Origin of the sequence: Cohnella hashimotonis (genome assembly GCF_030014955.1) — a bacterium.
In the GTDB taxonomy this organism is placed as follows: Bacteria; Bacillota; Bacilli; order Paenibacillales; family Paenibacillaceae; genus Cohnella; species Cohnella hashimotonis.
This window is the reverse complement of sequence record NZ_JAGRPV010000001.1, coordinates 5,506,468-5,531,029: the sequence shown is the minus strand read 5'-3', so window position 1 is coordinate 5,531,029 and position 24,562 is coordinate 5,506,468. Positions and strand designations below refer to the sequence as shown.

General features: G+C 60.7%; 13 protein-coding genes. 12 read left to right on the top strand and 1 reads right to left on the bottom strand.

The annotated features are described in order from the left end of the window. The first annotated feature begins 6 nt into the window (after window positions 1-6). Both KB449_RS22400 and KB449_RS22395 read left to right on the top strand, forming a co-directional pair. Window positions 7-6,636: a fibronectin type III domain-containing protein gene (locus KB449_RS22400; RefSeq protein WP_282910469.1), complete on the top strand. Its 6,630-nt coding sequence runs from the start codon at window positions 7-9 to the stop codon at window positions 6,634-6,636. Between the two features lie 96 nt (window positions 6,637-6,732). Further along, the gene (locus tag KB449_RS22395) at window positions 6,733-8,490 is read left to right on the top strand and encodes a DUF4091 domain-containing protein (protein WP_282910468.1); all 1,758 of its coding nucleotides are present in this window, start codon (window positions 6,733-6,735) and stop codon (window positions 8,488-8,490) included. Window positions 8,491-8,523: 33 nt separating this feature from the next. On the opposite strand, the gene KB449_RS22390 is transcribed toward KB449_RS22395, so the two are convergent. Continuing rightward, window positions 8,524-10,410 carry an alpha-galactosidase gene (locus tag KB449_RS22390; RefSeq protein WP_282910467.1) on the bottom strand — a complete coding sequence of 629 codons (1,887 nt, stop codon included), beginning with the start codon at window positions 10,408-10,410 and terminating at the stop codon, window positions 8,524-8,526. A gap of 204 nt (window positions 10,411-10,614) precedes the next feature. Here KB449_RS22390 and KB449_RS36570 point away from each other — a divergent pair, with 204 nt between their 5' ends. The 10 genes from KB449_RS36570 (at window position 10,615) to KB449_RS22340 (ending at window position 24,562) form a co-directional block, all read left to right on the top strand. Continuing rightward, the gene (locus KB449_RS36570; RefSeq protein WP_282910466.1) at window positions 10,615-12,108 is read left to right on the top strand and encodes an ABC transporter substrate-binding protein; all 1,494 of its coding nucleotides are present in this window, start codon (window positions 10,615-10,617) and stop codon (window positions 12,106-12,108) included. 329 nt (window positions 12,109-12,437) lie between these two features. Next, on the top strand, window positions 12,438-13,355 hold the full coding sequence (locus tag KB449_RS22380) for an ABC transporter permease (RefSeq protein WP_282910465.1): 918 nt from the start codon (window positions 12,438-12,440) through the stop codon (window positions 13,353-13,355). Window positions 13,356-13,368: 13 nt separating this feature from the next. After that, entirely contained in the window at window positions 13,369-14,325 is a 957-nt protein-coding gene (locus KB449_RS22375) for a carbohydrate ABC transporter permease (protein WP_350356239.1), read from the top strand. A gap of 126 nt (window positions 14,326-14,451) precedes the next feature. Beyond that, window positions 14,452-16,014, top strand: coding sequence for an ABC transporter substrate-binding protein (locus KB449_RS22370; protein ID WP_282910464.1), 1,563 nt, complete (start codon window positions 14,452-14,454; stop codon window positions 16,012-16,014). Window positions 16,015-16,212: 198 nt separating this feature from the next. Next, window positions 16,213-17,766: an ABC transporter substrate-binding protein gene (locus KB449_RS22365; protein ID WP_282910463.1), complete on the top strand. Its 1,554-nt coding sequence runs from the start codon at window positions 16,213-16,215 to the stop codon at window positions 17,764-17,766. A gap of 94 nt (window positions 17,767-17,860) precedes the next feature. Then, the gene (locus tag KB449_RS22360) at window positions 17,861-18,847 is read left to right on the top strand and encodes a hydroxyacid dehydrogenase (RefSeq protein ID WP_282910462.1); all 987 of its coding nucleotides are present in this window, start codon (window positions 17,861-17,863) and stop codon (window positions 18,845-18,847) included. A 22-nt stretch (window positions 18,848-18,869) separates the two neighbouring features. Next, window positions 18,870-19,820: a carbon-nitrogen hydrolase family protein gene (locus KB449_RS22355; protein WP_282910461.1), complete on the top strand. Its 951-nt coding sequence runs from the start codon at window positions 18,870-18,872 to the stop codon at window positions 19,818-19,820. 46 nt (window positions 19,821-19,866) lie between these two features. Beyond that, a complete protein-coding gene (locus tag KB449_RS22350) occupies window positions 19,867-20,799 on the top strand; it encodes a Gfo/Idh/MocA family oxidoreductase (RefSeq protein WP_282910460.1) in 933 nt (310 codons plus the stop codon). After that, complete coding sequence (locus KB449_RS22345; RefSeq protein ID WP_282910459.1) at window positions 20,796-22,088, top strand: enolase-like domain-containing protein; 1,293 nt, start codon at window positions 20,796-20,798, stop codon at window positions 22,086-22,088. The genes KB449_RS22350 and KB449_RS22345 overlap by 4 nt, the downstream gene beginning before the upstream one ends. Window positions 22,089-22,213: 125 nt before the next feature. After that, entirely contained in the window at window positions 22,214-24,562 is a 2,349-nt protein-coding gene (locus KB449_RS22340) for an AraC family transcriptional regulator (protein ID WP_282910458.1), read from the top strand.

Sequence of the window (24,562 nt, the reverse complement as noted above, 5' to 3'; positions counted from 1 at the left end):
AGTGTAGTGACGATTTACGGGAAGTTGAAAAAGCAAACCGCACTTGTATTAGCTTTCACGATGCTGCTTGGACTGCTTGGCGCAGGTTGGCCGGCAGGTATGACGCCGAAGGCCGCGGCAGCCGACTCGGGTTGGCCCGCGAACGTGCTCGGCGGCACGAATATGCCGTTCCGGCCGACGGACTCCCTCGTCACGACGCAGAACCCGCCCGATTTCAGCTGGCCGTTCGTGACCGAAGCGGACAAGTACGACGTCCAGGTCAGCCGCGATTCGTCCTTCGCGACGGTCGCGCACGAGAACGACGCGATCCAGTTCAACTACTACAACTTTCCCGTGACCTTCGATGCCGGCACCTGGTACTGGCGCGTCCGCTATCACCAGGCGAGCGGCGCTTGGTCCGATTGGAGCACGACGCGCAAGTTCCGCATCGACGCGGACAACGTGCCGTTCGCGGTGCCTGCGGTCGAGACGCTCATGAGCAAGGTATCCGCCGCGCATCCGCGCGTTTGGACCACGCCGGCCGAGCTCGCCGCCTTCCGCAACCTGCGTCTGACGGGCAACTCCAAGACGGTGTTCGATCAGACCGTGACCGCGTATAACGCCAGCGCGAGCAAGCCGCTGCCGGCCGATCCGACTTTCCCGTACATGAACAACGAGGTGCCCACGAACAGCGACGCTTACGTCGCCGCGCAAGGGGTGCTCAAAAATTACGCCGAAACCGCGATGACCGATATGATGAACGCTTCGTTCCTCTATCTCGTCACGGGCAACGCCACGTACGGCAACCGCGCCAAGACGCTGCTGCTCAACCTTGCGACCTGGAATCCGAACGGCGCGACGAGCTACCGGATTCATGACCAGGTTCACCGCGCCATCGCCTACCGCTCGGCGATCGCTTACGACTGGCTCTACGATCTGCTGACTGAGAGCGACAAGACGGCGCTCCGAACGATGATCAAGACGCGGACGGACACGCTCGTCCAAACCTATCTGAGCAACAACGGCTTTTACAAGTTCCCTTACGATTCCCACGGCTGGACGATTGTCGGCTATATCGGCATCATCGCGACCGCGATGCTGAACGACATGCCGGAAGCCGCGAATTGGTACAAGCTGTCCGTGCCGCTGTTCATCAACGTGCTGCCGCCGTGGGGAGGCGAAGACGGCTCCTGGTCGCAAGGGACCGGGTACTGGCAGTGGTCGTCCGGCTCCAACAAAGAGCTGATGGACGTCCTGCTGAGCTCGGGCGCGATCAATCTGTACGACAAAGCCTTCTCGCGTAACGAGGGCCTGTATCCGCTATACATGTTCCCGCACGGCAGCCCGATCGGGGTGTTCGGGGACGACTCTCAATATACGCCGGGCGCGCCTAGCGTCAGCTTACTGACGCGGATGGCCGATATCTACGGCGATTCCCGCCTGAAGTGGGAAGCCGAGGCGATCGGCGCCAAGTCGACCGGCCTGACGGACTACTTCTACCGGGCCGACGACGTCGGCAGCCAGCCGCCGGTCGACCTGCCGAAGGGCATCTGGTTCCCGGATACCGGCGCCGTCGCCATGCATTCGGAGCTGTACGAGACCGACCGCACGTCGCTGTATTTCCGGTCGAGCCCGTACGGTACGTACAACCATACGATGTCGGACCAGAACAGCTTCGTGGTGAACGCCTTCGGCGAGTCTCTGGCTGTCAAGGCCGGCTACTACGATTTCTACGGCAGCAAGCATCATTCCAATTTCACGCGGCAGACGTACTCCGCCAACGCGATTACGTTCGACGGACGCAAAGGCCAGGCCAACGACAACATCAATGCGGACGGCAAAGTGCTGGGCTTCGTGACGAGCCCGGACTTCGACGCGACGAGCGGCGACGCGACCCAGGCTTACCAGGGCGGATTGTCGAAGGCGGTACGCCATATCATCTATGTGCGTCCGTCCGTCTACGTCGTGATCGACGATCTGGCGACGACCAAGGACGGCGGCTCCGAATTTGAATGGAACCTGCATGCCGACGACAATCTGGTCCTCGACCAGACCGGCAAGGGCGCGACGATCGCCAAGGGCGACGCGAATCTGAAGGTCCAGTTCTACGGCGCGGAGGCTCAGAGCTACCGTACGACTTACGAGACGCAGTACCTCGGTCCGGACGGCGTAGCCTATCCGCCGACGGGAAACTTCGCGGGCAAGTCTCAGATTCACGCGGCCTTCATCACGCCTCGCGAGAATCAGGCCAAGATGATCGCGACGCTGGCGCCGTACAAGCGCGGCGAAGCGCCCGCGAACGTCACGCCGACCGAATACGCGAACTATGTGAAGCTCGCGTTCGAAGACGGCACGACGGTCTACGTCCGCAAGACCGACAGCGGCCTGATCGACACCGGCGCGGACGGCGTGCAGTTCGACGGCGCGGCAGCGGCGGTCAAAGGAAATTCGGCGCTGCTCGTCGTCGGAACCAAACTCGTCAAAAACGGCGTCGCGCTCATCGAGAGCGATTCGCCGGCGACGATCTCTTACGGCGGCGAACGATTGTCCGTATCCGCGCAGGCCGACGTTCAAGTGACGCTGGCCGCCGCCGGTCTGACCGCGGTACGCGACGCGGACACCGGCAATGCGATTCCGTCGGGCGGCACGGTCGCCGACGGCCTGAACAATCGCGGCGTTCAATGGACGTTCGCGGGCGACAAGCTGACGATGCACGTCGAAAAGGGACAGCGGGCGTTCAAGCTGAACGCCGCTCCGATGCCTGGCGCGCTCGCGCCGGTCACGCTGCAGACCGAGATCGACGGCGTCGCGGGTTCGGTCACGCTGCAGGCGTACCGCGACGTGAACGGCGACAGCGTCGCGTGGGGACAGCTGTCCAACGCGCAGGGCTTCTATGAAGTGCTGGAAGCGCCGGCAGGCTTTTCGTTCCAGAAGTACGGCAAGATCGCGAGCGGCCTCATCGACGCGAACGCTTCCGTCCTGCTGAAGGGCGCCACGGGCGTGCTGAAGCTGAAAAACCTCGGATCGGGCGCCCCGCTTCAGACGGAGCAGTACCAGAATCCGGATCAGACGCGGCAGACGCTAGGCATTGAATGGCAGGAAGCCGAGTCATTCACGCAATGGAACGGCACCAAGCAGCCGACCATTTACGACACGCGCCCGTTCCTCTCGAACGGCAAGGGCGTGAGCAACTGGGACCAGTTCGGCGTGTCGCTCAAGTGGAAGCTGAACGTGCCGGAGGAAGGCAGCTACGACCTGGTCGTGAAGTACGTTGCGGGCTGGGATGTCACGACCGCGGATACGGATTCGATCCGGTACGTGAAGCTCGGCGATGACATCAAGTATTTCAAAATTCCGAAGACCGAGAGCTTCGGCTCGATGCCGGAGCAGTGGCGCGGGCTTCGGGTCAAGACGGGCGTGCATCTGTCCGCGGGCGTCGTCGATCTGACGATGTATCATTCGCTCGGCGGGATGAACCTGGACTGGATCGGTCTCATCAAAGTGGGCAGCGACGAGATCCGTCCAAGCGCGCCGGCCAACGTGCGAGAGGTCGGGCAAGCGGACGGCCAGATCACGATCGGCTGGGACGCGTCCACGGATAACGCAGCCGTCAAGGAATACGAGATCGAAGTGGACGGCGTCAAAAAGCTGACGGTGCCTTTCGGCACGAACACGGCCACGATCACGGGCCTGTCCTCGGGCGTGTCGTATGCCTTCCGCGTGACGGCCGTCGATACGAGCGGCAACCGCTCGTTCAGAGCGCCGGGATCGACGCCGCTCGTCATCCAGACGGTGGATACGACGCCGCCGGTGTGGGGCGAGGATGCGGCGGTGCATACCCGGTTCCTGTCCAGCCAAATGGTCAGGCTGTCCTGGGAGCCGGCCGTAGACAACGCAGGCAAGGTCAGCGAGTACCAGATCTATCGCGTGAACGGCGAGACGCTGCTGCCGGTCGGCACGACGAAGAGCACGACCTTCGACGTGTTGCGACTGCAGGCGGGCGGCACGTACACGTTCAAGGTCGAGGCGAAGGACAATCAGAACAACGCGACGACCGACGGTCCCGACGTGACCGCGACGCTGCCGTCGTCCGTCACGCTTCCGGTGTACGATACGTTCGACAATTGGACGACGGGCGAAGTCGTGGACGCCAGCGGCTGGACCTATACGAAGACCGGAGGTACGTCCGTGTCGGTCGCCAGTCTGCCGGACGGCGGCAACGGCCTGGTCGCGCTCGACAACTACTTCCCGTCTTCGGACCAATACGCTTCGTCGCCGGTCATTCGGAAGGTCATCGCCAATACCGGCGGCAAGCTGACCGTCGAGACGCGGACGATGTTTTCCAAGGTGGACCATGATGTCGGCAACTACCTGATCGACCTGAGCGGCAACGGCAAAGTTTTCGCCGGCTTCGTCGGGTTCTCGGACGGCGGCATCGGCTTCCAGAAAATCGTGAACGGCGTCAACACGAACATCCGTCTGGCTGAAGGCTACCAGCAGCCGAAGGACCAATGGGTGACGATCCGCTACGACATCGACTTCGACGCCAAGACGTACGATCTGACCGTTCAGGAGGACGGATTGAAAAATTACGGAGGCACGCTCGTCGCGGGCGGCCAGCTCGACCGCGCGACAGGAACGTACCGCGTCATCGGCATCCCGTTCCTCGACACGAGCGCGACGCTGAAGGGCTTCGAGATGTTCCGCTTCTCGGCGCAGCGCTATACGGGCAAGTATACGTTCGATTACCTGGCCGTCTATCCGACGGCGGCGGTCGCGCAGAGCCTTCCGGCACCGAAGCTGCGGCTGTCGTCCCAGACGAACACGTCGGCGACGCTTGCCTGGGAAGCTTCGAGCGACCCGGCGGTGAAGAGCTACGCGATCTACCAGAACGGCACGCTCAAGACGACGGTGCCGGCAAGCGCCAATACGGCTACGCTCACGGGACTGACGCTCGGCACCGCATATACGTTCGCGATCCGGGCCGTCGATCAGAGCGACAAGACGTCGCCTGAATCGCGCAGCCTGTCCATGACGCTTGCGGGCGCGCCGACCTGGGAAGCGACCGCGGCGCTTCGCGCGGACCTGACGTTCACGAACGCGGTGCGGCTGGCGTGGGATCCCGCGTCGGCAGGCTCCGGTCAGCAGGTCGCATCCTATACGATTTACAAGTCGGAAGGCTCGTCGGCAGCCGTGCCGGCGGGCACCGCGACGGGCACGACGCTGGACGTGGCCGACCTGACGCCGGGCGCGACTTATACGTTCCGCGTTCAGGCGAAAAACGCGGCCGGCGGCGAGTCCGGCGACGGACCGACGCTGACCGTGACGCTGCCGGCAACAGGCAAGATGGTCTACGACTCGTTCGACGCATGGCCGACGGGCGAAGTGTCGGACGGCGCCGGCTGGACCTACACCAAGACGGGCGGCACCTCGGTGCAAGCCGTGGCGCTGAGCGATCTCGGCGGCAAGGGCCTGCAGGCGGTCGACAATTACAACCCGTCCACGGACGCCTACGCTTCTTCGCCGATCATGCAGCGCACGACGAACAGCATCGGCGGCCTGGTCACGCTGGAGACGCGCACGAAGTTTTCCAAGATCGACAGCGACGTCGGCCACTACCTGATCGACCTGGCCGGCAACGGCAAGATTTTCGGCGAGTTCGTCGGTTTCTCGGATGGCGGCCTTGGCTATCAAAAGCTGGTGAACGGAACGCCGACGTTCGTCCGCCTGACGGACTACAACGTCTACAAGCAGCCGGCTGACGAGTGGGTGACGCTCCGCTTCGACTTTAACTTCACGGCCAAGAATTACGCGCTGACCGTACAGGCGAATTCGCTGAAAACCTACGGCGGATCGATCGCCGCGGGCGGCACGCTGGACGCTTCGACCGGCGTCTACCGGGTGACGAACATTCCGTTCATGGATCCGAACAACGTCGCCAAAGGCTTCGATCTGTTCCGGTTCACCGCGCAGCGGTTCACGGGCAAGTACACGTTCGACAAGTTCGTCCTGTACAATACGAACGACGCGCTCTCCTATGTGGCGACCGACGCGACGGCGCCGGTCAGCCAAGCGAAGCTGTCGGCGACAGCGGCGACGTACGGCGAAGAAACGGAGTGGTTCAACGAACCGGTCACGCTGAACCTCGACGCCACGGACGACGAGTCCGGCGTCGAGCGGACGGAGTACCGGATCAACGACGGGGACTGGACCGTCTATGGCGGCTCCATCCCGGCCTTCGGCGACGGCGTCTACAAGGTCGACTATCGGAGCGTGGACGCGGCCGGCAATAGCGAGGATTTCAAGACCGTCCTGCTGCATATCGACCTGAAGGCTCCCGAGCTTGGCGTCGAGCTGGACCCGGCGACCGTATGGCCGCCGAACAACAAGATGGTCGACGTCCGCGCGAAGCTGACGCCGTCCGATAGCGGTTCGGGCGTCGCATCGGTCGTCCTGACCTCGGTTACGAGCGACGAACAGCTCGGACAGGGCGATATCGAAGCCCGTACCGGTACGGGCGACACGGCCTTCCGGCTCCGCGCTTCCAGAGCCGGCAGCGGCGACGGCCGCGTATACAGCTTCACCTATACGGTTGCCGACAAAGCCGGCAACCAGACAGCCGTGACGAAGACCGTCACGGTACCGCATAACAAATAACGAAAATACGGCAATGACGACGATGACGCATACGCTGTCCGGAATTAGCGGGCGGCGTATGCGCCTTCGCGCATTTTCACGCAGGAGGAATAGGGAATGAACATCACTATGGGGCTCGCCCCGGACAGCTACAAATACGTATTCGGCGTCTATCACAAGTACGGCGTGCCGTTCGATCCGGACCGCGATGTCTCGCTGACTTGCGGGCGCCGCGACCGGGCGGCCGCGCAGCTATTGATCTATGCGGACGAGGAGCTGCTGGTCTGCGTCGGCGAGGATGCCGCGTTCGACGAGCGCGGACCGATCGACGTCCTGCGCGTAAGCGCGAAGGTGCCGGGCCTCGCCGACGGAAGCGTACGCGCGAGCCTGGTCGGCCTCGTCGAAGATGACGACCGGCAGCTTAAATCGGACATCCTCCTGCGGCAGACGTCGCTCCGCGTGGACAGACGGCGAGTGCAGCCGGTCTGGATCGAAGCGGAGATCGGCGAGGGCGCGGCTCCTGGCGTTTATCGGGCGGAGATCACCGTCTACCGCCGACGGATGTTCGAGGACGAGCGGGTGGAGGCGACGCTGACGTTTGAGATCGTCGTACACGAAGTGACGTTGGTTGCGCCCTCGGACCAAACGTTTTATCTCGACCTGTGGCAGCACAACGCCAACATCGCGCGCAAGTACGACGCCGAGCTGTGGAGCGACGGCCACTTCGAGGTGCTCGAGCATTACGTCGCTTCTCTGGCTGCGCTCGGACAGAAGGCGGTCTCGCTCGTCGTCTCCGAGATCCCCTGGTCCGGGCAGGCTTCCTGCTACGACCGGATCGATCCCGCCAATCTGTTCGAGTACAGCATCGTCGGCGTGGCGAAGCGGACGGACGGCACGTGGGCCTACGACTACCGCGCGCTCGACCGGTACGTGGAACTGTGCGAACGGCATGGGATCAAAGACGAGATCGAGGTGTTCGGACTGCTGAACATCTGGGTGTACGAGGATGCGGGCTACGGCGGCATCATTGCGGATCATCCGGATGCCGTACGCATCCGGTACCGCGACGAAGCCAGCGGCACGTACCGCTTCATCCGGGAGCGGAGCGAGTTCGAAGCGTACGTCGTCGCGCTGGAGAAGCACTTTACCGATCGGGGGTGGATCGACCGCGTGCGGTTGCTGGCCGACGAGCCTTCCGACCTGCCGCTGTTCCGCAAGCGGCTTGGCGCGATGCGCAAGATGGCGCCTTCTTTCCAATATAAAGCCGCTATCGCCCACGCGTCGTTCATGGAAGAGGAGGGGATCGTGGATCACGTGCCGATCCTCGACTGCGCAGGGCAGGAGCATGAGCAGATTCTGACCATGCGGGAAGGCAAGACCGGGCGAACGCTCTATTACGTCGCCTGCGACGTCAAGCATCCGAACACGTTCATCAACTCTCATCTGCTGGAGGCGCGAGCCATTCCCTGGATCGTCTGGCAGTTGAAGCTGGACGGCTTCCTACGCTGGAACTATACGGTATGGCCGACCGACCCGCTTTGCAAAATCTCGTATCACCATCCGTTTTTCCCGGCGGGCGATACCAACTTCGTCTACCCGGGCCGGGACGGCCGTCCGCTGCTGAGTCTGCGCTATAAGCTGCTGCAGAAGGGGATCCGGGACTACGAGATCATCGCGCGTTACGTTCGCGAGGGCGGCGACCGCGAGCGGCTCGATTCGCGCATGCGAAGCGTGATCCGTTGGAAGAGCCCGGCCGATCTGAACCGGGACGCAAGGCGGCGGATCGAGGAGCTGATCTCGCTCGACGAAGCCGACTACGACGGCCTGATCGCGGAGCTGCTGGGCGAGCTGGCGGGCGGCCCTCAAGCGCATTGATCCAGCCGTGGCGGCGGGCTGCGCGGCCGGCACCTAACGACGTTCGACCCACCAGGCGGTCGCGCTTCTCGGTTCGAGCGCGACTTCTCCGGCGTGCGGTAACGGCACGGTCTCGCCGCTCCAGAATGCCGTCCATGCGCAGTATGGCGCGAGAAAGTCCGCAGGGACCTTCTGCGTCCGGCAATCGTCGCCGAGGTTGAACAGTACGAGCAGTCTCTTGTTCGGATCGACCGTCTCGGCCGCCACGATCGGCAGCTCGTCGCCGTCCGGCTCGAACAGGTTGAGCGGGATGCCGCGCCGCACGGGATGCTCCAGAAGGCGGGCGAGCAGCTCGATGCCGGCGGCGTTCAGCTTCGGGAGCGCGTCTCCGAGCAGGAGGTCGCCTCCCGTTACATAGCAGGCGAGGAGCAGCGTCTTGGCTTCCTCGAGATTCATCTCTCTGCCCGCGGCCCATCCGGCGCCGAGCCCCCAAGGGTTCAGCCCCCAGCGCCGGTTGAGCTGACGGTCGTCCGTCGTATCGGGACAGCGAACGATTGCGGTATCGGGATCCGTATTGCCGATCGCTCCCTGCATCCACCATCTTGCCAGCATCGAGCGGATGTTGTGACGGATATGGCTCCAATAATTGTGGATGTCGCCTGTCGTCCGGTGCGCGTCCGCGATGCCGATGACGGACTCGTAGGGCGCGCCGCAGGCAAGCAGATAGGCGTCGGGTCCGATCGCCTCCCGGATGACCTCGAACAGCCGCCGTATCATGCCGGCATGCGACATGCGCGGAGCATGGAAGGTCGAGGCGCCGAGCAGCAGCTGGGCGAAGTCGCATTTGAAATAAGCGAATCCCGCGGCGCGCAGACGCTTGAACGTCTCTCGAATGTGCGCCTCGGCTTCCGGATGCGTAATATCCAGCTGGACCATGCTGCCGTAACCGGCGTTTTGCGCATAGGGATTGCCTATCTCGTCACCGACGAACCAATCGGGATGATCGCGGTACAGCGGCGTATAGACGCTCACCATGAGCGGTGCCGTCCAGATGCCGGGTTCGAAGCCTTCGGCGCGGATCTGCGCGCAGAGATCCTCGAGCCCCTGCGGGAATTTCCAGCCGGCATCCCAGACGCCCCACTGGCATTCGTAGCCTTCGTCGATTGCGATATATCGCAGTCGCTCGCCGAACAGCGCGCTTGCCGCGGACGCATTGGCCAGCACGTCCTCGGCCCGCACAGCTCCCGCGTAGTAGTCCCAACTGTTCCAGCCGGTGATCCGCGCAGCGGGCGGCTCGAACTTCATCGCGGCGAGCCGCTGCCGGATCAAGTTCGCGTATTCGGAGAGCAGCGCGTTGCCGTCGTCCCCCTGCAGCACGATGAGATTCGCCAGGGCGACGCGCTCGCCGGGGCCGATGCTTCGCGGCGCGCGAAGATGGAAGCCGAGCCCGAAGAGCCCGTCGCGATGGGCCTGCGCGTGCAGGACGGCGATATCGACGAAGCAGTCGCCGTAGGGCGGCAGCGCGCCGAGCAGGACGCAGTCGCCCGTCCGCCGGCGGCAGAACACGCTCACCATCCCCGAGGGTTCGGCGGCGGGCGACCATGCCGCAGGCCGATGGATCGGGCGTACGCCGGATAGACCGGAGAAATCGCGAGTATGGTGGAGCTGGACGTAGTCCCGCGCATCCAGCCGGTCGCCGAGCCGTGCGGCGGACCACTCCAGCCGGATTTCCCGCAGCGATAGCGGTTCCGGTCCTTCGTTGCGGACGGATATCGTCTGCGCGTCGGTGCCGTCGCCGGACGACAGCGATACGACGAGCCGATCCATTCGGAACGTCGGATCGTCGTCCGCTTCCGATGCCGTGAACTCGCCTTGCCGGCTGCGATCGGCGCATACGGCGGCGACGGTTGCCTTACGCAGGGAAGGCCATTCGAATGTCATGTGAATCCTCCTCGTTAAGACGCGTCGATCCCGGAAGCTGGGCCGGGTCGTATGAGGCTAGCTTAGCAGAGGACTCGAATCTTCGAAGCACGCGATATTGCACTTTTGTATGTTCAAGGGGCCGATCGAATTGCTATATTGGTACATAAGTGAACGATCGCGACATACAGAATCCGATGATCGGCAGCGAGGGGGCGGTTGAACGTGGACCATGCGATTGAACGGGGGATTTGGCTCCGGCTGGCGCGGGCGTTGGCCGTTTGCGCGATGTGCGCGGCATGCCTTGGCGGATGTGCGGGGGGCGGCGAGAAAGAAGAAGCTGCGAGCGGATCGGCGACCGGGCTCGATCCGGTCAACCTGATCTGGTATTATCCGCAGTACCAGTCCAATCCCGATCAAAGGCTCGTGAACGATGCGGTAAATGAAATCACGCAGGCGAAGCTGAACGCCTCCGTGGACCTGCGCCCGATCGACTTCTCGAATTACGAGCAAAAGCTGAACACGATCGTCGCTTCCGGCGAACAGATGGACATCATCTGGACCTCGAACTGGCTGTTTCAATGGACGATCAATGCAAAAAAGGGCGTATTCCAGCCGATCGACGAGCAGCTTAGCCGATACGGCGGGCAATTGCTCGCGTCCATGGACGAGAAATACTGGAACGGCGGCAAGCTGGGCGGAAAGCAATACGCGATCCCGAACTATCAGATCTCCGCCATGCGTCCTAGTCTCGTCATTCAGAAGCGATTCATCGACAAATACAGGCTGGACGTCTCCAAGATCAAGCGGATCGAAGATATCGAGCCTTTCCTGAAGCAGATCAAGGAAGGAGAGCCGGATATCGTCCCCTTCGGCACGACCAAAGGCTTTTATACGAACCTGCTCTACGGCATCGATTGGATCGTGCCCGTCTACCGGAACGATCCGACGCCGACCGTGCTCCCGGACGTGACGCCGGAGATGCGGACCAATTTTGCGATGATGCATGACTGGTATATGAAAGGCTATATCAATGAAGACGCCGCGACGCTGAAGGATGCGGTGGAAGCCTACAATAAAGGAAACACGGCGGTATGGTTCGATATCACGGGCAAGCCGGGCTCCGAAGTCGAGTACAAAGCGGCGGACGGAGGCTACGACGTGCAGTTGGTGCCGCTCGTCCGGTCGGCCTTCGTCGGGGCGGGCAATTCGATGAACGCGATCGGCCGAACGTCGGCGCATCCGGATCGGGCAGTCATGCTTCTGAATCTCGTGAACGCGGACAAGGCGCTGTACAACCTGCTCGTTTATGGCATCGAAGGCAGGCATTATACGAAAACGACCGGCAATTTCATTAAAGTGAATCCGGACGGCGGCTATTTTACGAATACGGATTGGGTGTTCGGCGACATCCGGGGCGAATATTTGCCGGAGGGCTCCCCGCCCGACAAGATCGAGCAAACGATCAAGGCGAATGAAGAAGCGTCCGTCTCCGCCTTCGAAGGATTCGAATTCAATTCGGATCCGGTCAAGACGGAGATCGCGAACGTCCGTGCCGTCAACGACGAGTATTATGCAGCCCTCGCCACGGGCACAATCGACCCGGCCCGCTTCCTTGCGGAGTATGAAGACAAGCTCTCGAAGGCGGGAGCCGGCGTGATCGTGCAGGAGAAGCAGAAGCAGCTGGACGCATGGTTGAAGGCGCGGGGTAAGAAGTAGCTGGGCCGATAGCGGAACAAACTTGAACAAACTTCCGCTATGCCCAGTCCAACCACCGGTTTCCACTGAAATAAGCCTATGCCACATCGTTACTATTGCCCCGCATGCACGACGCCGCAGCCGCGAACGACGGGATTTCTCCCGTCCGCTTCGCGGCTTTTTTCGTTTTTCCGGGCTGCGTGCGCAATCGGGCAGTAAAAAACAAATCGCGCACTCGACCGGAGAGGAAAGTACGATTTCTTCACTTTTCTACGCCCCAAAACAGCGATATCGTCAGGTCAGAGCTCGACGCAAGACGCAAATCCAAGCAGCAAGGAGGACGCCGGCCGATGAAACGCGGCAAGTTTTTAAAGTTTGTGAGCAGGAACGGCGAATTGTTTATTTTCTCGCTTCCCGCGATCATCTACATTTTCATCATGTCGTATGTCCCGATGTTCGGCGTAATTATCGCATTTAAAAATTACGTGTACGACAAGGGCATTCTGGGTAGCGAATGGGTCGGTTTTAAAAACTTCAAGTTTCTGTTCGAGAGCGAAAACGCCTATCGGATCACGCGGAACACGGTGCTGTACAACTTGGGCTACATGTTCATGACGACCGTATTCTCGCTGGCGGTGGCCATATTGCTCCACGAAGTCGCCAAGAAGTGGCTGAAGATTTACCAGACGGCGATGATCCTGCCTTTCTTCCTGTCGTGGGTCGTCGTCAGCTACATCACGATGGCGTTTCTCGATCATCAGAACGGCTTCTTGAACGGCTGGCTCGAGGGGATCGGGCTTGATCGGGTCCAATGGTACTTCAAGGCCAACGTCTGGCCCTACATTCTTAATGCGGTCCACCTGTGGAAGGCGATCGGGTTCTCGGCGCTCGTGTACTTCGCCGGCATTCTCGGCATTGACGCGGAACTGTACGAAGCGGCCAAGATCGACGGCGCCAAACGATGGCAAATGATTACCAACGTTACGCTTCCCCAATTGACTCCGCTCATTATCATTCTCCTGATCATGAGCATCGGCAATATGTTCCGCGGCGACTTCGGCCTTCACTACTTCATCCCGAACAACAACGGCATGACGTATGCCACGACGGATATTATCGACACCTATATCTATCGGGCGCTCAGCGAGCTTGGGGACGTCAGCATGGCCTCCGCCGTCGGTCTCTATCAATCGGTGGTCGGTCTCGTGCTCGTCGTAGCCGCGAATTACACGGTCCGCAAAATCAACGAAGAAAATTCCTTGTTCTAAGGAGGACAGCTCCATGCCTGCCAATTCTATGCCAGCCAAGTCTATGCCCGCAAAGACAACGACCGCCAAGTCCACGACCGCCAAAAAGTCTTCCTTCAAGTGGTCGACGCTGATCATTCATCTCATCTTTATCCTGATCACGCTCAGCATGCTCGTGCCGCTCGCACTCGTGATCATCGTATCGCTGACGGATGAAAACTCGATCCTGCACCACGGGTACCGGATGATTCCGGACAAATTCTCCTTTGCGGCTTACGAATACTTCTTCAAGTCGCCGGATGCGATCCTGCGCGCTTACGGCGTGACGATCTTCGTCGCCGTCGTCGGCACGGTGCTGAGCCTGATCCTGACGGCCAGCATGGGCTATACGCTGTCGAGAAGAGATTACGGCCTTGTGCGTCCGACCTCCTTCTATGTTTTCTTCACGATGCTGTTCGGCGGCGGGCTCGTCCCGTTCTACATTCTGGTCACGCAATATCTGCACTTGAAGGATACGATCTGGGCGCTGATCGTGCCGGGGATGCTCAGTCCGTTCTACGTGCTGATCATGAAGGGCTTCATGTCCAAGATTCCGTTCGAGATCATCGAATCCGCCAAGGTGGAAGGCGCGCGGGAATGGCGAATCTTCGCGCAGCTGATCCTGCCGTTGTCCAAACCGTCGCTCGCGACCCTCGGCTTGTTCATCATGTTCAACTACTGGAACGAATGGTTCAACGCGCTGCTGTTCATCGACAATGAGCGGCTGGTGCCGCTGCAGCTGCTGCTGGTGCGGACGATGAACTCGCTCGACTTCATCACCTCGCGGCCGGAATTCGCGCTCGTCATGTCCAACTTCAATCTAGCGAACTTCCCGAAGACCGCGGCCAAGTTCGCGATCGCCATCATGTCCGCGGGTCCGATGCTGCTCGTCTTCCCGTTCTTCCAGCGCTTCTTCGTCAAAGGCCTGACCGTAGGCGCGATCAAGGGTTAAGAACGACCGAATATCGGGATATCCCATTAAAGGCGCTGGGAAAGGCGGTGAAGGCGGTACGGTTGCGCGGCGGCCTTTAATCTATAGATAGGCATCATCATCCAACTTTTCTCGGGAGGGTTCATGTTGAAAAAAACAAACAACGTCAAATTTAAATTCCGGACGACGCTCCTCACGTCGATCTCGCTTGCGGCTGCGCTTACGGCTGCAGGCTGCGGCAATTCCAACAACAATAATACGGACGCTTCGCCAAGCGCAGCTCCGTCCGGCAGCGCCGGCTCCACGGCTTCGGCGCCGGCTTCCGGCAGCGCCTCTCCTTCGGCCGGCAGCGAGCTTGAGCCTGTAGAGCTTACCTGGTACTACCCGCAAAACGCGGCGAACGCCGACCTGAAGCTCGTGAACGATGCGGTCAACAAAATTACGAAAGAAAAAATCAACGCGACGATCAAGCTCATGCCGATCGACTTCGGCACCTACGAGCAGAAGATGAATACGACGACGGCGGCCAGCGAGAAGATCGACATCATCTGGACCTCCAACTGGCTGTTCAAGTTCGATACGAACCAGAAGAAGGGCGTATTTCTCCCGCTCGACGACCTGCTGAAGTCCAGCGGACAGAAGCTGTACGATTCGATGCAAAAGAAGTTCTGGGACGACGCCACGCTGGACGGCAAGATCTACGCCGTGCCGAACTTCCAGGTCTCGGCCAGCCGCCCTTCGCTCGTGCTCCAGAAGCGGTTCGTGGACAAATACAACCTCGATCTCAGCACGATCAAGAAGATCGACGACATCGAGCCTTTCCTGAAGCAAATCAAGGACGGCGAGCCGGGCATCACGCCGTTCGGCACGACGAAAGGCTTCTACTCGGGCTTGATGTACAACATCGACAACAGGGTCGAGGTGTACAGAGACGATACGACGCACACCGTCTTGCCTGATGTAACGGACGAACTCAAGCATAGCTACGAGCTTGCGCATTCCTGGTACACAAAGGGCTACATCATGGAGGATGCCGCGACGCTGAAGTCCGCAGCCGACGCCTACAACAAAGGAACGACGGCCGTCTGGTTCGACGTGACCGGCAAGCCGGGCTCCGAGGTCGAATTCAAGGTCGCGGACGGCGGCTACGACGTCGTGCTCGCGCCGCTGGCCCAATCCACGTTCACGGGCGCAGCCAGCACGATGAACGCCATCAGCCGCACGTCCAAAAATCCGGAGCGCGCGATGATGTTCCTCGAGCTCGTCAACACCGACAAGGAGCTTTACAACACGCTCGTCTACGGCATCGAAGGCAAGCACTATGAGAAGACGACCGGCGACTTTATCAAGATCAACCAGGATGCCGGCTATTTCACGAATACGGACTGGATCTTCGGCAACATCACCAACGAATACCTGCCTGAAGGCGCTCCTGCCGACAAGATCGAACAGACGATCAAGGTCAACGATGAAGCTTACGTATCGCCGTACACGGGCTTCGTCTTCAACTCCGAGCCGGTCAAAACGGAGATCGCCAACGTTAACGCGGTCAAGGAAGAATACGGCGCGTCGCTCGGCACCGGCACGCTCGATCCGGCGAAGTACCTGCCGATCTACGAGGAAAAGCTGAAGAAGGCCGGCGTCGAAACGATCCGCGCAGAGAAGCAAAAGCAGCTGAACGAGTGGCTCGCAGCAAACGGCAAGAAGTAAGTGCAGCCTAGCGGATTGAAGAACGCGCGGAAAATAGAACGGGGCTCGTCCCCGTCTATTTTCTCGGCGCATAGAGAGACGAACGATGGGAGCGGCTCGCCGAAAGCCCGCGACAGGCATAGGCAAGCCGGGGCGAACGGCAAGGCATACTGCAAAGCATTCGATGGGACCATTATTTAATCCTTGGGAGGGTTTAGTTTGCTTAAAACGAACATCGGCAAATTCGGTTTCCGAACCACGCTCCTCGCTTCCATCTCGCTAGGCATGGCGCTCACGGCCGCCGGCTGCGGAAACTCCAACAACAACAATAACAACGCTTCTGCGAGCGCTTCCCCGTCAGCTTCCGCCAGCGCGTCTCCATCGGCTTCCAACGCTTCTCCTTCGGCCGGCAGCGAACTCCCGCCCGTCGAACTGACCTGGTATTATCCGCAAAACGCGGCGAACGCCGACCTTCAGCTCGTGAACGACGCGGTCAACAAGATCACCAAGGAAAAGATCAACGCAACGGTCAAGCTGAATCCGATCGACTTCGGCACCTACGAGCAGAAGATGAACACGATGACCGCCGCAGGCGAGAAGATGGACATCGTCTGGACGTCCAGCTGGTGGTTCAAGTTCGATCAGAATCAGCTGAAGGGCGCATTCCTGCCGCTCGACGATCTGCTGAAGACGAGCGGACAGAAGCTGTACGATTCGCTGGATAAGAAGTTCTGGGACGACGCCACGCTCCAAGGCAAGATCTATGCGGTCCCGAACTTCCAATTCTCCGCGCAGCGCGCGAGCGTCGTCATTCAGAAGCGGTTCATCGACAAGTACAACCTCGATACCAGCAAGATCAAGAAAATGGAGGACCTCGAGCCGTTCCTGAAGCAGATCAAGGAAGGCGAGCCGGGCATTACGCCGTTCGGCACGTGGAAGGGCTTCTACACGGCGCTGCTGTACGGCATCGACACTAAAGTGCCGGTCTACTATACCGATTCGACGAATACCGTCCTTCCCGACGTGACGGATGAGATGAAGGCCAATTACGCCCTCGCGCACGCCTGGTATACGAAAGGCTATATCAACCAGGATGCCGCGACGCTCAAGTCCGCCGCCGATGTTTACAACAAAGGAACGACGGCCGTCTGGTTCGACTGGACGGGCAAGCCGGGCTCCGAGGTCGAGTATAAGGCAGCCGACGGCGGCAACGACGTCGTGCTCGTGCCGCTCGGCGAGCCGGTATTCACGGGTGCGGCCAGCACGTTGAACGCGATCAGCCGCACGTCCGAAAATCCGGAGCGCGCGATGATGTTCCTCGAGCTCGTCAACACCGACAAGGAACTTTATAACACGCTCGTCTACGGCATCGAAGGCAAGCACTACACGAAGACGACGGGCAACTTCATCAAGATCGATCAAAACGCGGGCTATTTCACGAACACGGACTGGATCTTCGGCAACATCACCAACGAATATCTGCCCGAAGGCTCTCCGGCCGACAAGATCGAGCAGACGATCAAGATGAACAACGAGGCGCGCGTATCCAAGTATAACGGCTTCGTCTTCAATGGCGAGGCGGTCAAGACGGAGATTGCCAACGTCAACGCGGTGAACGGCGAATATGCCGCCTCGCTGGGCAGCGGTACGCTCGATCCGGCGAAGTACCTGCCGATCTACGAGGAAAAACTGAAGAAAGCGGGAGCCGAAAAGATCCGCGCCGAGAAGCAAAAGCAGCTGAACGAATGGCTGGCGGCGAACGGCAAGTCTTGATCGGTTAAACGAAGCATTCGAATAGCAGGCCGACGCGAAAATAGACAGGGGCTCGTCCCCGTCTATTTTCTGCGCGGTACGGGAGGCGACTAGGATGAAAATCGCGCTGCTGCAGGGCAAGGAACAGCGGGAAAAGGTATTTAAACAGCAGCATCTCGACCGGCTGCGGAAGCTGGGCGACGTGGTCGTGAACGACACGGCGGGCGATCCGTCGGAAGCGCAGCTCGAGACGCTCATCCGGGACGCCGACATCGCGATCACGTCCTGGGGCTGCGGTCCGCTGACCGTGCGGGTGCTGGACGCGGCGCCGAATTTGCGGCTGGTGCTGCACGCCGCGGGCACGGTGAAGCCGATCGTCACGCAGGACCTGTGGGACAGAGGCATCCGCGTGTCCAATGCGACGGCGGCGCTGGGCAAGGGCGTGGCGGAGACGGCGCTGGGCTTCACGATCGTGTCGCTGAAAGATATGTGGCGGCTCGTCCGCGAGACCCGGGAAGGCGGCTGGGGCGACGGGGCGAACGTTCGCGAGGTGTACAATGTGACGGTCGGCGTCGTAGGCGCGGGCAAAGCAGGTTCCCACTATATCAAGCTGCTGCGCCAGTTCGACGTGGACATCGCGCTGTACGATCCGTTCGTCAGCGAGGCGAGGGCGAAGGAGATGGGCGCGCGCAAGGCGGAGCTCGGCGAGCTGCTCGCGCAGAGCGACGTCATTTCGATCCATCTGCCCTCCCTGCCCGAGACGCATCATATGTTCAACCGAGAACGGCTGGCGCAGATGAAGGACGACTGTGTGATCATCAATACGGCCCGCGGCTCGGTCATCGACGAAGAGGCGCTGGCCGAGGAGCTTCGCAAGGGCCGTTTTTTCGCCTGCCTGGACGTGACCGATCCCGAACCGCCGCGCCCGGATCATCCGTTCCGCGGTCTGCCGAACGTCGTGCTCACGCCGCATATCGCGGGCGCCGTCAACAACGGGCTGCAGCGGCTTGCGCAGGCTGTCGTCCTGGATGCGGAGGCGTTCATGGACGGCGAGCCGCTCGAAGGCGAAGTGCGGGCCGATCAGCTGCACCTGCTGGCTTAACGAGAAAGGGGCGGAACGCCAAGTGGCGAATTACGTTACTGTCAGCTGTCTCGGTCCCCGGCCGCTCGCCGTGCCGTCAGACGTCTCGGACGAAGAGGCGATCGCGCGCATGATCGCCCATTGGCAGGCGCAGCTCGACCGGGTGCTCCCGGACCGGCCGGACCTGATCGTCCTGCCGGAAGCCTGCGACCGCCCGGATCCTTTGACCTTCCCGCTTGATCGGCGCCTGTCGTATTACCGCGCGCGCAAGGACCGGATCCGCGATTTCTTCGCGGATGTCGCGAAGCGGCACAGCTGCTATATTGCCTATCCGGCGCATACCGAGGCGGAGGACGGCATGTGGCTGAACGCGATGCAACTGATCGACCGCGCGGGCGAGGTCTTAGGCGCCTACCGCAAAAACCATCTGACGCCCGACGAATACGAGAAAACCAACATCCTGTACGGCCGCGAAGCGCCGATTTTCGAATGCGACTTCGGTCGGGTGGCGGCCGCGATCTGTTTCGACCTCAACTTCGAGCAGCTGCTGCGGCGCTATGCTGCACAAAAGCCCGACCTGATCTTGTTCCCTTCGATGTATCACGGCGGACTTATGCAGGGCTATTGGGCATATGCCTGCCGGTCCTACTTCGCGGGGGCGGTCGCGGGGGCGCCCTGCACGATCGTGACGCCGCTCGGGGAAACGGCTGCCAGCAGCACGAACTACTATTCTTTTATTACGACCCGCGTCAATCTCGATTACGTCGTCCTTCATATCGACGAGAACGGCGCCAAGTTTCCGGACATCAAGCGCAAGTACGGCCCGTCGGTCGTCATCCACGATCCCGGCTATCTCGGATGCGTGCTGCTGACGAGCGAATCGAAGGACGTTACGGCGGACGATATCGTGGAAGAGTTCGGGCTGGAGCTGCTGGACGACTACTTCGCCCGCGCGGACCGGTCCAGGCATGAGCCTGGACGCATGGAGCCGTGACGATGAGGAAGGCGTGGGACAGCGGCAGGCAGAGGAGGCATTCGTTTTGAAAATCGGAATCGTCGATCTGGATACGTCTCACCCGAACGCCTGGGTGCCGATCCTGCGGGAGATGGGACACGAAGTGACCGCCGTATTCGACGGCGGCACGGTGCATGATGCGGGCGCGGCCGGCGCATTCGCCGAGAAGCACGGCATTCCGGTCGTCTGCGACAGACTGGCGGATATGCCCGAGCTCGTCGATGTGGCCATCGTCCACAGCGTGAATTGGGATCTGCATGCGGAGCGGGCGCGCCCCTTTGCCGAAGCGGGCAAGGCGATCTTGATCGACAAGCCGATGGCGGGCAACGCACGCGACATCCGGCAGCTGCTCGCCTGGGCGCGCGGCGGCGTCCGGATCGCCGGCGGCTCGGCGCTGCGCTTCTGCGAGGAGGCCGAGGCTTGGCGCCGTTCCCGCGATACCGGGGACCAGGTCGTCACCGCGTTAGCCGGCTGCTCAGTCGACGACTTCAACTACGGCATCCATGCGTACGGTCTGCTGCTCGCGATAATGGGGCCGGGAATCGAGAGCGTCAGGTCGGCCGGCGCGCACATCCAGCATCAGGTGGAGCTGGTCTGGCGGGACGGCCGCAGGGCATTCCTCAGCATCGGCGAGACCGCGGGCTATTTGCCCTTCTACGCGACCATTGTCTCTGAGCGCGAAGTCCGGCATATCCAGGTCGATGCGGACCGGCTATACCGTTCCTTCCTCGCGGCCGCGCTGCCCGATCTGGCGGGCGAAAGCACGACCCTTTCCCCCTTCCCGCCTTTGGGCGAACTGCTCGAGGCGGAGCTCGCGGCGCTTGCCGCAAGACGCTCCTTGCTGGAGGGCGGGCGGGCGGTCGCCCTCGAAGAAGCGGCGGTCTCGTCCGAGCCGGGGTACGACGGAGCGGCGTTCGCCGCGCAATATCGAATGAAAGCAAGAGGGCTGACGCGATGATCACGATCAAGAAGACGAGTCTGAGCGCGATACGCGAGTCCCTCGCGGCGCCGTTCGGCTTCAAGGGCGGGTACGTCGACGAGCTGTGGCAGTCCGTCGTCTGCCTGCAGGACGACATCGGCAACACGGCAACCGGGCTAGGCGTCCAGAGCGTGCTGTGGTCCGACCCCGACGTGCACGCGCGATGGGGCCATGAACGGGGCAACGCGTTCATGCAGGCGATCGCTGCGCATGCGCTTACGGGGGCCGAAGGCGCAACCTTCGGAACGCCGCTCGACCTGCTGGACGGCCTGATCGGCCGGGCGCGCGAATACGCCGATCGTGCCTGGACCGGCAGCTCGCTGCGCGCGACCTTCGCGCTGAACGCGCTCGTGCCCGTGGATCACGCGGCCTGGGCGCTGCTCGCCCGGCGGCATCCGGACGTCTCCTTTTTCGAGCTGATCCCCGAGGCCTGCCGGTCCGCACTGACGGCCCGTCACGACCGCCTGGCCTGTACGCCGGTCGTCTCCTATGGGATGACGCCGGCGGACGTGGACGCGCTGCTGAACGAGGGCTACTTCGTCCTGAAGATCAAGCTCGGTTCCGATCCGGACGGCGACGGCGATCCCGACAAGATGCTCGCATGGGATATCCGACGGCTCGAGGAGATCCACCGGATCGCGGACCGCCGTGAATGTCCGCATACCGAGAACGGGCGGATCGCTTATTACCTGGACATCAACGGACGTTACGGCGGCCTGGAGCCGCTGCGGCGGCTGATCGAGGCAGCGGACCGGATCGGCGCGCTGGACCGCATTTTGGTAGTAGAGGAGCCCTTCCTCGAGCATGTCGATGCGAGCGTCGCGGACGTGCCGGTCCGGGTGGCCGGCGACGAGAGCGTGCACGACGAAGGGGATGCGATAGCGCGCATTCAAATGGGCTACGGGGCGTTCGCGCTCAAGCCCGTCGCCAAAACGATGAGCATGAGCCTGCGGATTGCCCGGACGGCGGCCGTTTACGGCATCCCTTGCTTTTGCGCGGACCTGACGGCCAGCCCGATCATGGTCGATTGGAACAAAAATCTGGCCGCGCGCCTCGCGCCGCTGCCCGGTCTGACCATGGGGCTGATCGAATCCAACGGCGGACAGAACTACCGGCACTGGGACGCGATGAAGCGCCGCCATCCGAGGCCGGGGGGCGCATGGATCGAAGCGAAGGACGGCATGTTCCGGCTCGACGCGGAATTTTACGCGCACAGCGGCGGCGCGCTCGATCGGAGCGCCTATTACGATAGGCAGTGCAGTCTGTAATAGCAATCTTTTCAATCGCTGTAATAATGAAGCTTTTTGGACTGTCCGGAATGGAGAAAAGTGCGGATTTTGCACTTTTCTCTTCGTTTGTATTCCTGTTAAGGTAGAGATGGAGGGGATCAGCCATGACACACTACCTGCGAAAATACAGAGAACGCAAATACCTGATGCGCATCATGCTCTCGATCAATCTGTTGATCGTGGCATCGATGCTCGCTTCTTTGCTGTCCGCCTATATGTATTCGAGGAAGATCAGCCTCGATTCCCAGCGGGAAGCCAACGAGAAGGTGCTCTCCCAGATCAACTACAACATTTCGTACATGAACGAGACGGTCAAAAACTTCGCCATCTCCCTTTATTACGATAACGATATGGCCCATCTATTATTCAGCCGGGAGCTGGACCGCTTCGAGGATACGCTCCGGATCAACAAGCTCAACAAGACGATCGCCTACAACTCGTTCGTTCACTCTATCGTCTTTTACAACAGCAAGCGGGATACTTACTTCACAAGCGGCGACGATTCCATCTCGAATCCGAAGAGCAATCTCATGGACATTACGAAAAGCTATCTGGCCGGCACCAAGTCCATTTATAAAATGCAGCTGATGCCGATCGCCTACGCGCCGAACACGGAGCGCCCGGAAAATTCCCAGGAAATCTTTTCGTTATTTATGTACGATTCGATCGATGCTTACGATAAAACCGACAGCGCTCTCATCATCAATATCAAACCGGAGTGGCTGTTCCAGAAGCTCGAGCTGATGAACGCGAGGTCCGACGATCCGTCCAACCGCATATTTATCCTCGACCAGAACAAGGAGATTTACAGTCCCGTGGCGCCGGCGGACGAAGGGCTGTCCGAGCTCAAGGACGAGATCTATAAAAGAATCGACGCCTCGAACCAGGCGGTATCTCAATTCACCTACAAGCTGGACGGCGAGAAGCTGATCGTGAACTATATGGCGAACGCGTCGACGGACTGGGTCATCGTGGACATCGAGCCCTATACGGGCGTGCTGGCGCAGATCGAGCAGCTGAAAAAAGTGTTCATCACCGTGGCCGCGATCTCCTTTTTTCTGGCGCTGCTCGCTTCCCTGTTCGTGTCCAACAAGCTGTACAATCCGGTCAACGTGCTGCTGAAGCAGACCGAGCGCGTGCCGGGCGTGGCAACGGATCGGCCGCAGGGCAAGGACGAATTCAGCTACGTGACGGATATCTACGACCGTCTGGTCGACAAGCTCGCTTCGGAGCAATCCAGGCAGGCCGGCAACGAAAATATTATCTGCTCTTATCATCTGCGCAAGCTCGTAACGGACAGCACCGCGATTACGGCGGAAGAGCTGCGGTCTTTCCGCGAACGGGGGTACCTCAAGACGGACCTGGAGTGGCCGTTCGTGCTCGGCGTCATCAAGGTAGACGACTACAAGAAGCTCAAAGACACCCGGGGTTTGGATCTGAAGCTGCTGCAGTTCGCCGTATCCAACATCGTGCAGGAGGTCGTCTCCGAGGTTCTCCCCGTGGACGCGGTGGATCTTCGGGAGGAGCATTTCGTGCTGCTGTTCGACATCGGGAAGCCGGACGAGGATACGTACGAGCGGATCTCGGCGTCGATGCGCAAAGCGCAAACGATCGTAAACGATCTCTATCACATTACGTTCACGGTGGCGCTTAGCGACCTCGTCGCGTCGCACGGCGAGCTGACCTATTCTTACGAACGGACGCTCGATTATTTGCAATACCGGATGAACGTCGGCGCGAACGCGGTGATCACGCCCGAGATCGTTCGGGAAAAGCAGGACAACCACGATGCCCAGATCCCGCCCGAGCTCGAACGCAAGCTGATCGAAGGGATCAAATCTGGCCGGCAGGAGCAGGTCCATCAGGAGCTGGACCGGATTCGGGGCGTCATCTCCGGCATGAGCTCGGACGCGGTCATCCAGTCGGTCGTTCACGTGGGCATTATCATCAAGCAGACGATCCGCGAGATCAACCAGAACAAGGTATCGCCGCTGACGCTCGATCTGCGCTCCATCGACGGCCTCGTGTTCGAGAAGGAGACGCTCGACGAGATTTTCGAAGCGTTCGTGCAGATTCTGGCCGCGATCTTCGTCGATCACAAGGCCGTCGTCGAGAACAAGGTCCAGGTCATCGTCGATACGATCAAAGACGTCATTCAAGCGAATTACGCCAACGCGAATCTCAGCCTCCAGGAGATCTCGGATCTGCTCAAGATGTCGCCGGCTTACGTAGGCCGGATCTTCAAAAAGTACGAAACCGTATCGGTGGCCGATTATATAAATGAGGTTCGGCTGCAAAATGCCGTTTTGCTGCTCGAAACGAACAATTGGCAGGTCAACGAAATTTCCGAGAAGGTCGGCTTCAGTTCGCAGAGCTACTTTTTCAAGCTGTTCAAGAAGCGCTTCGGGACGACGCCGAAGGATTACCGGATCAAAAAGTCGATGGGAATGTAA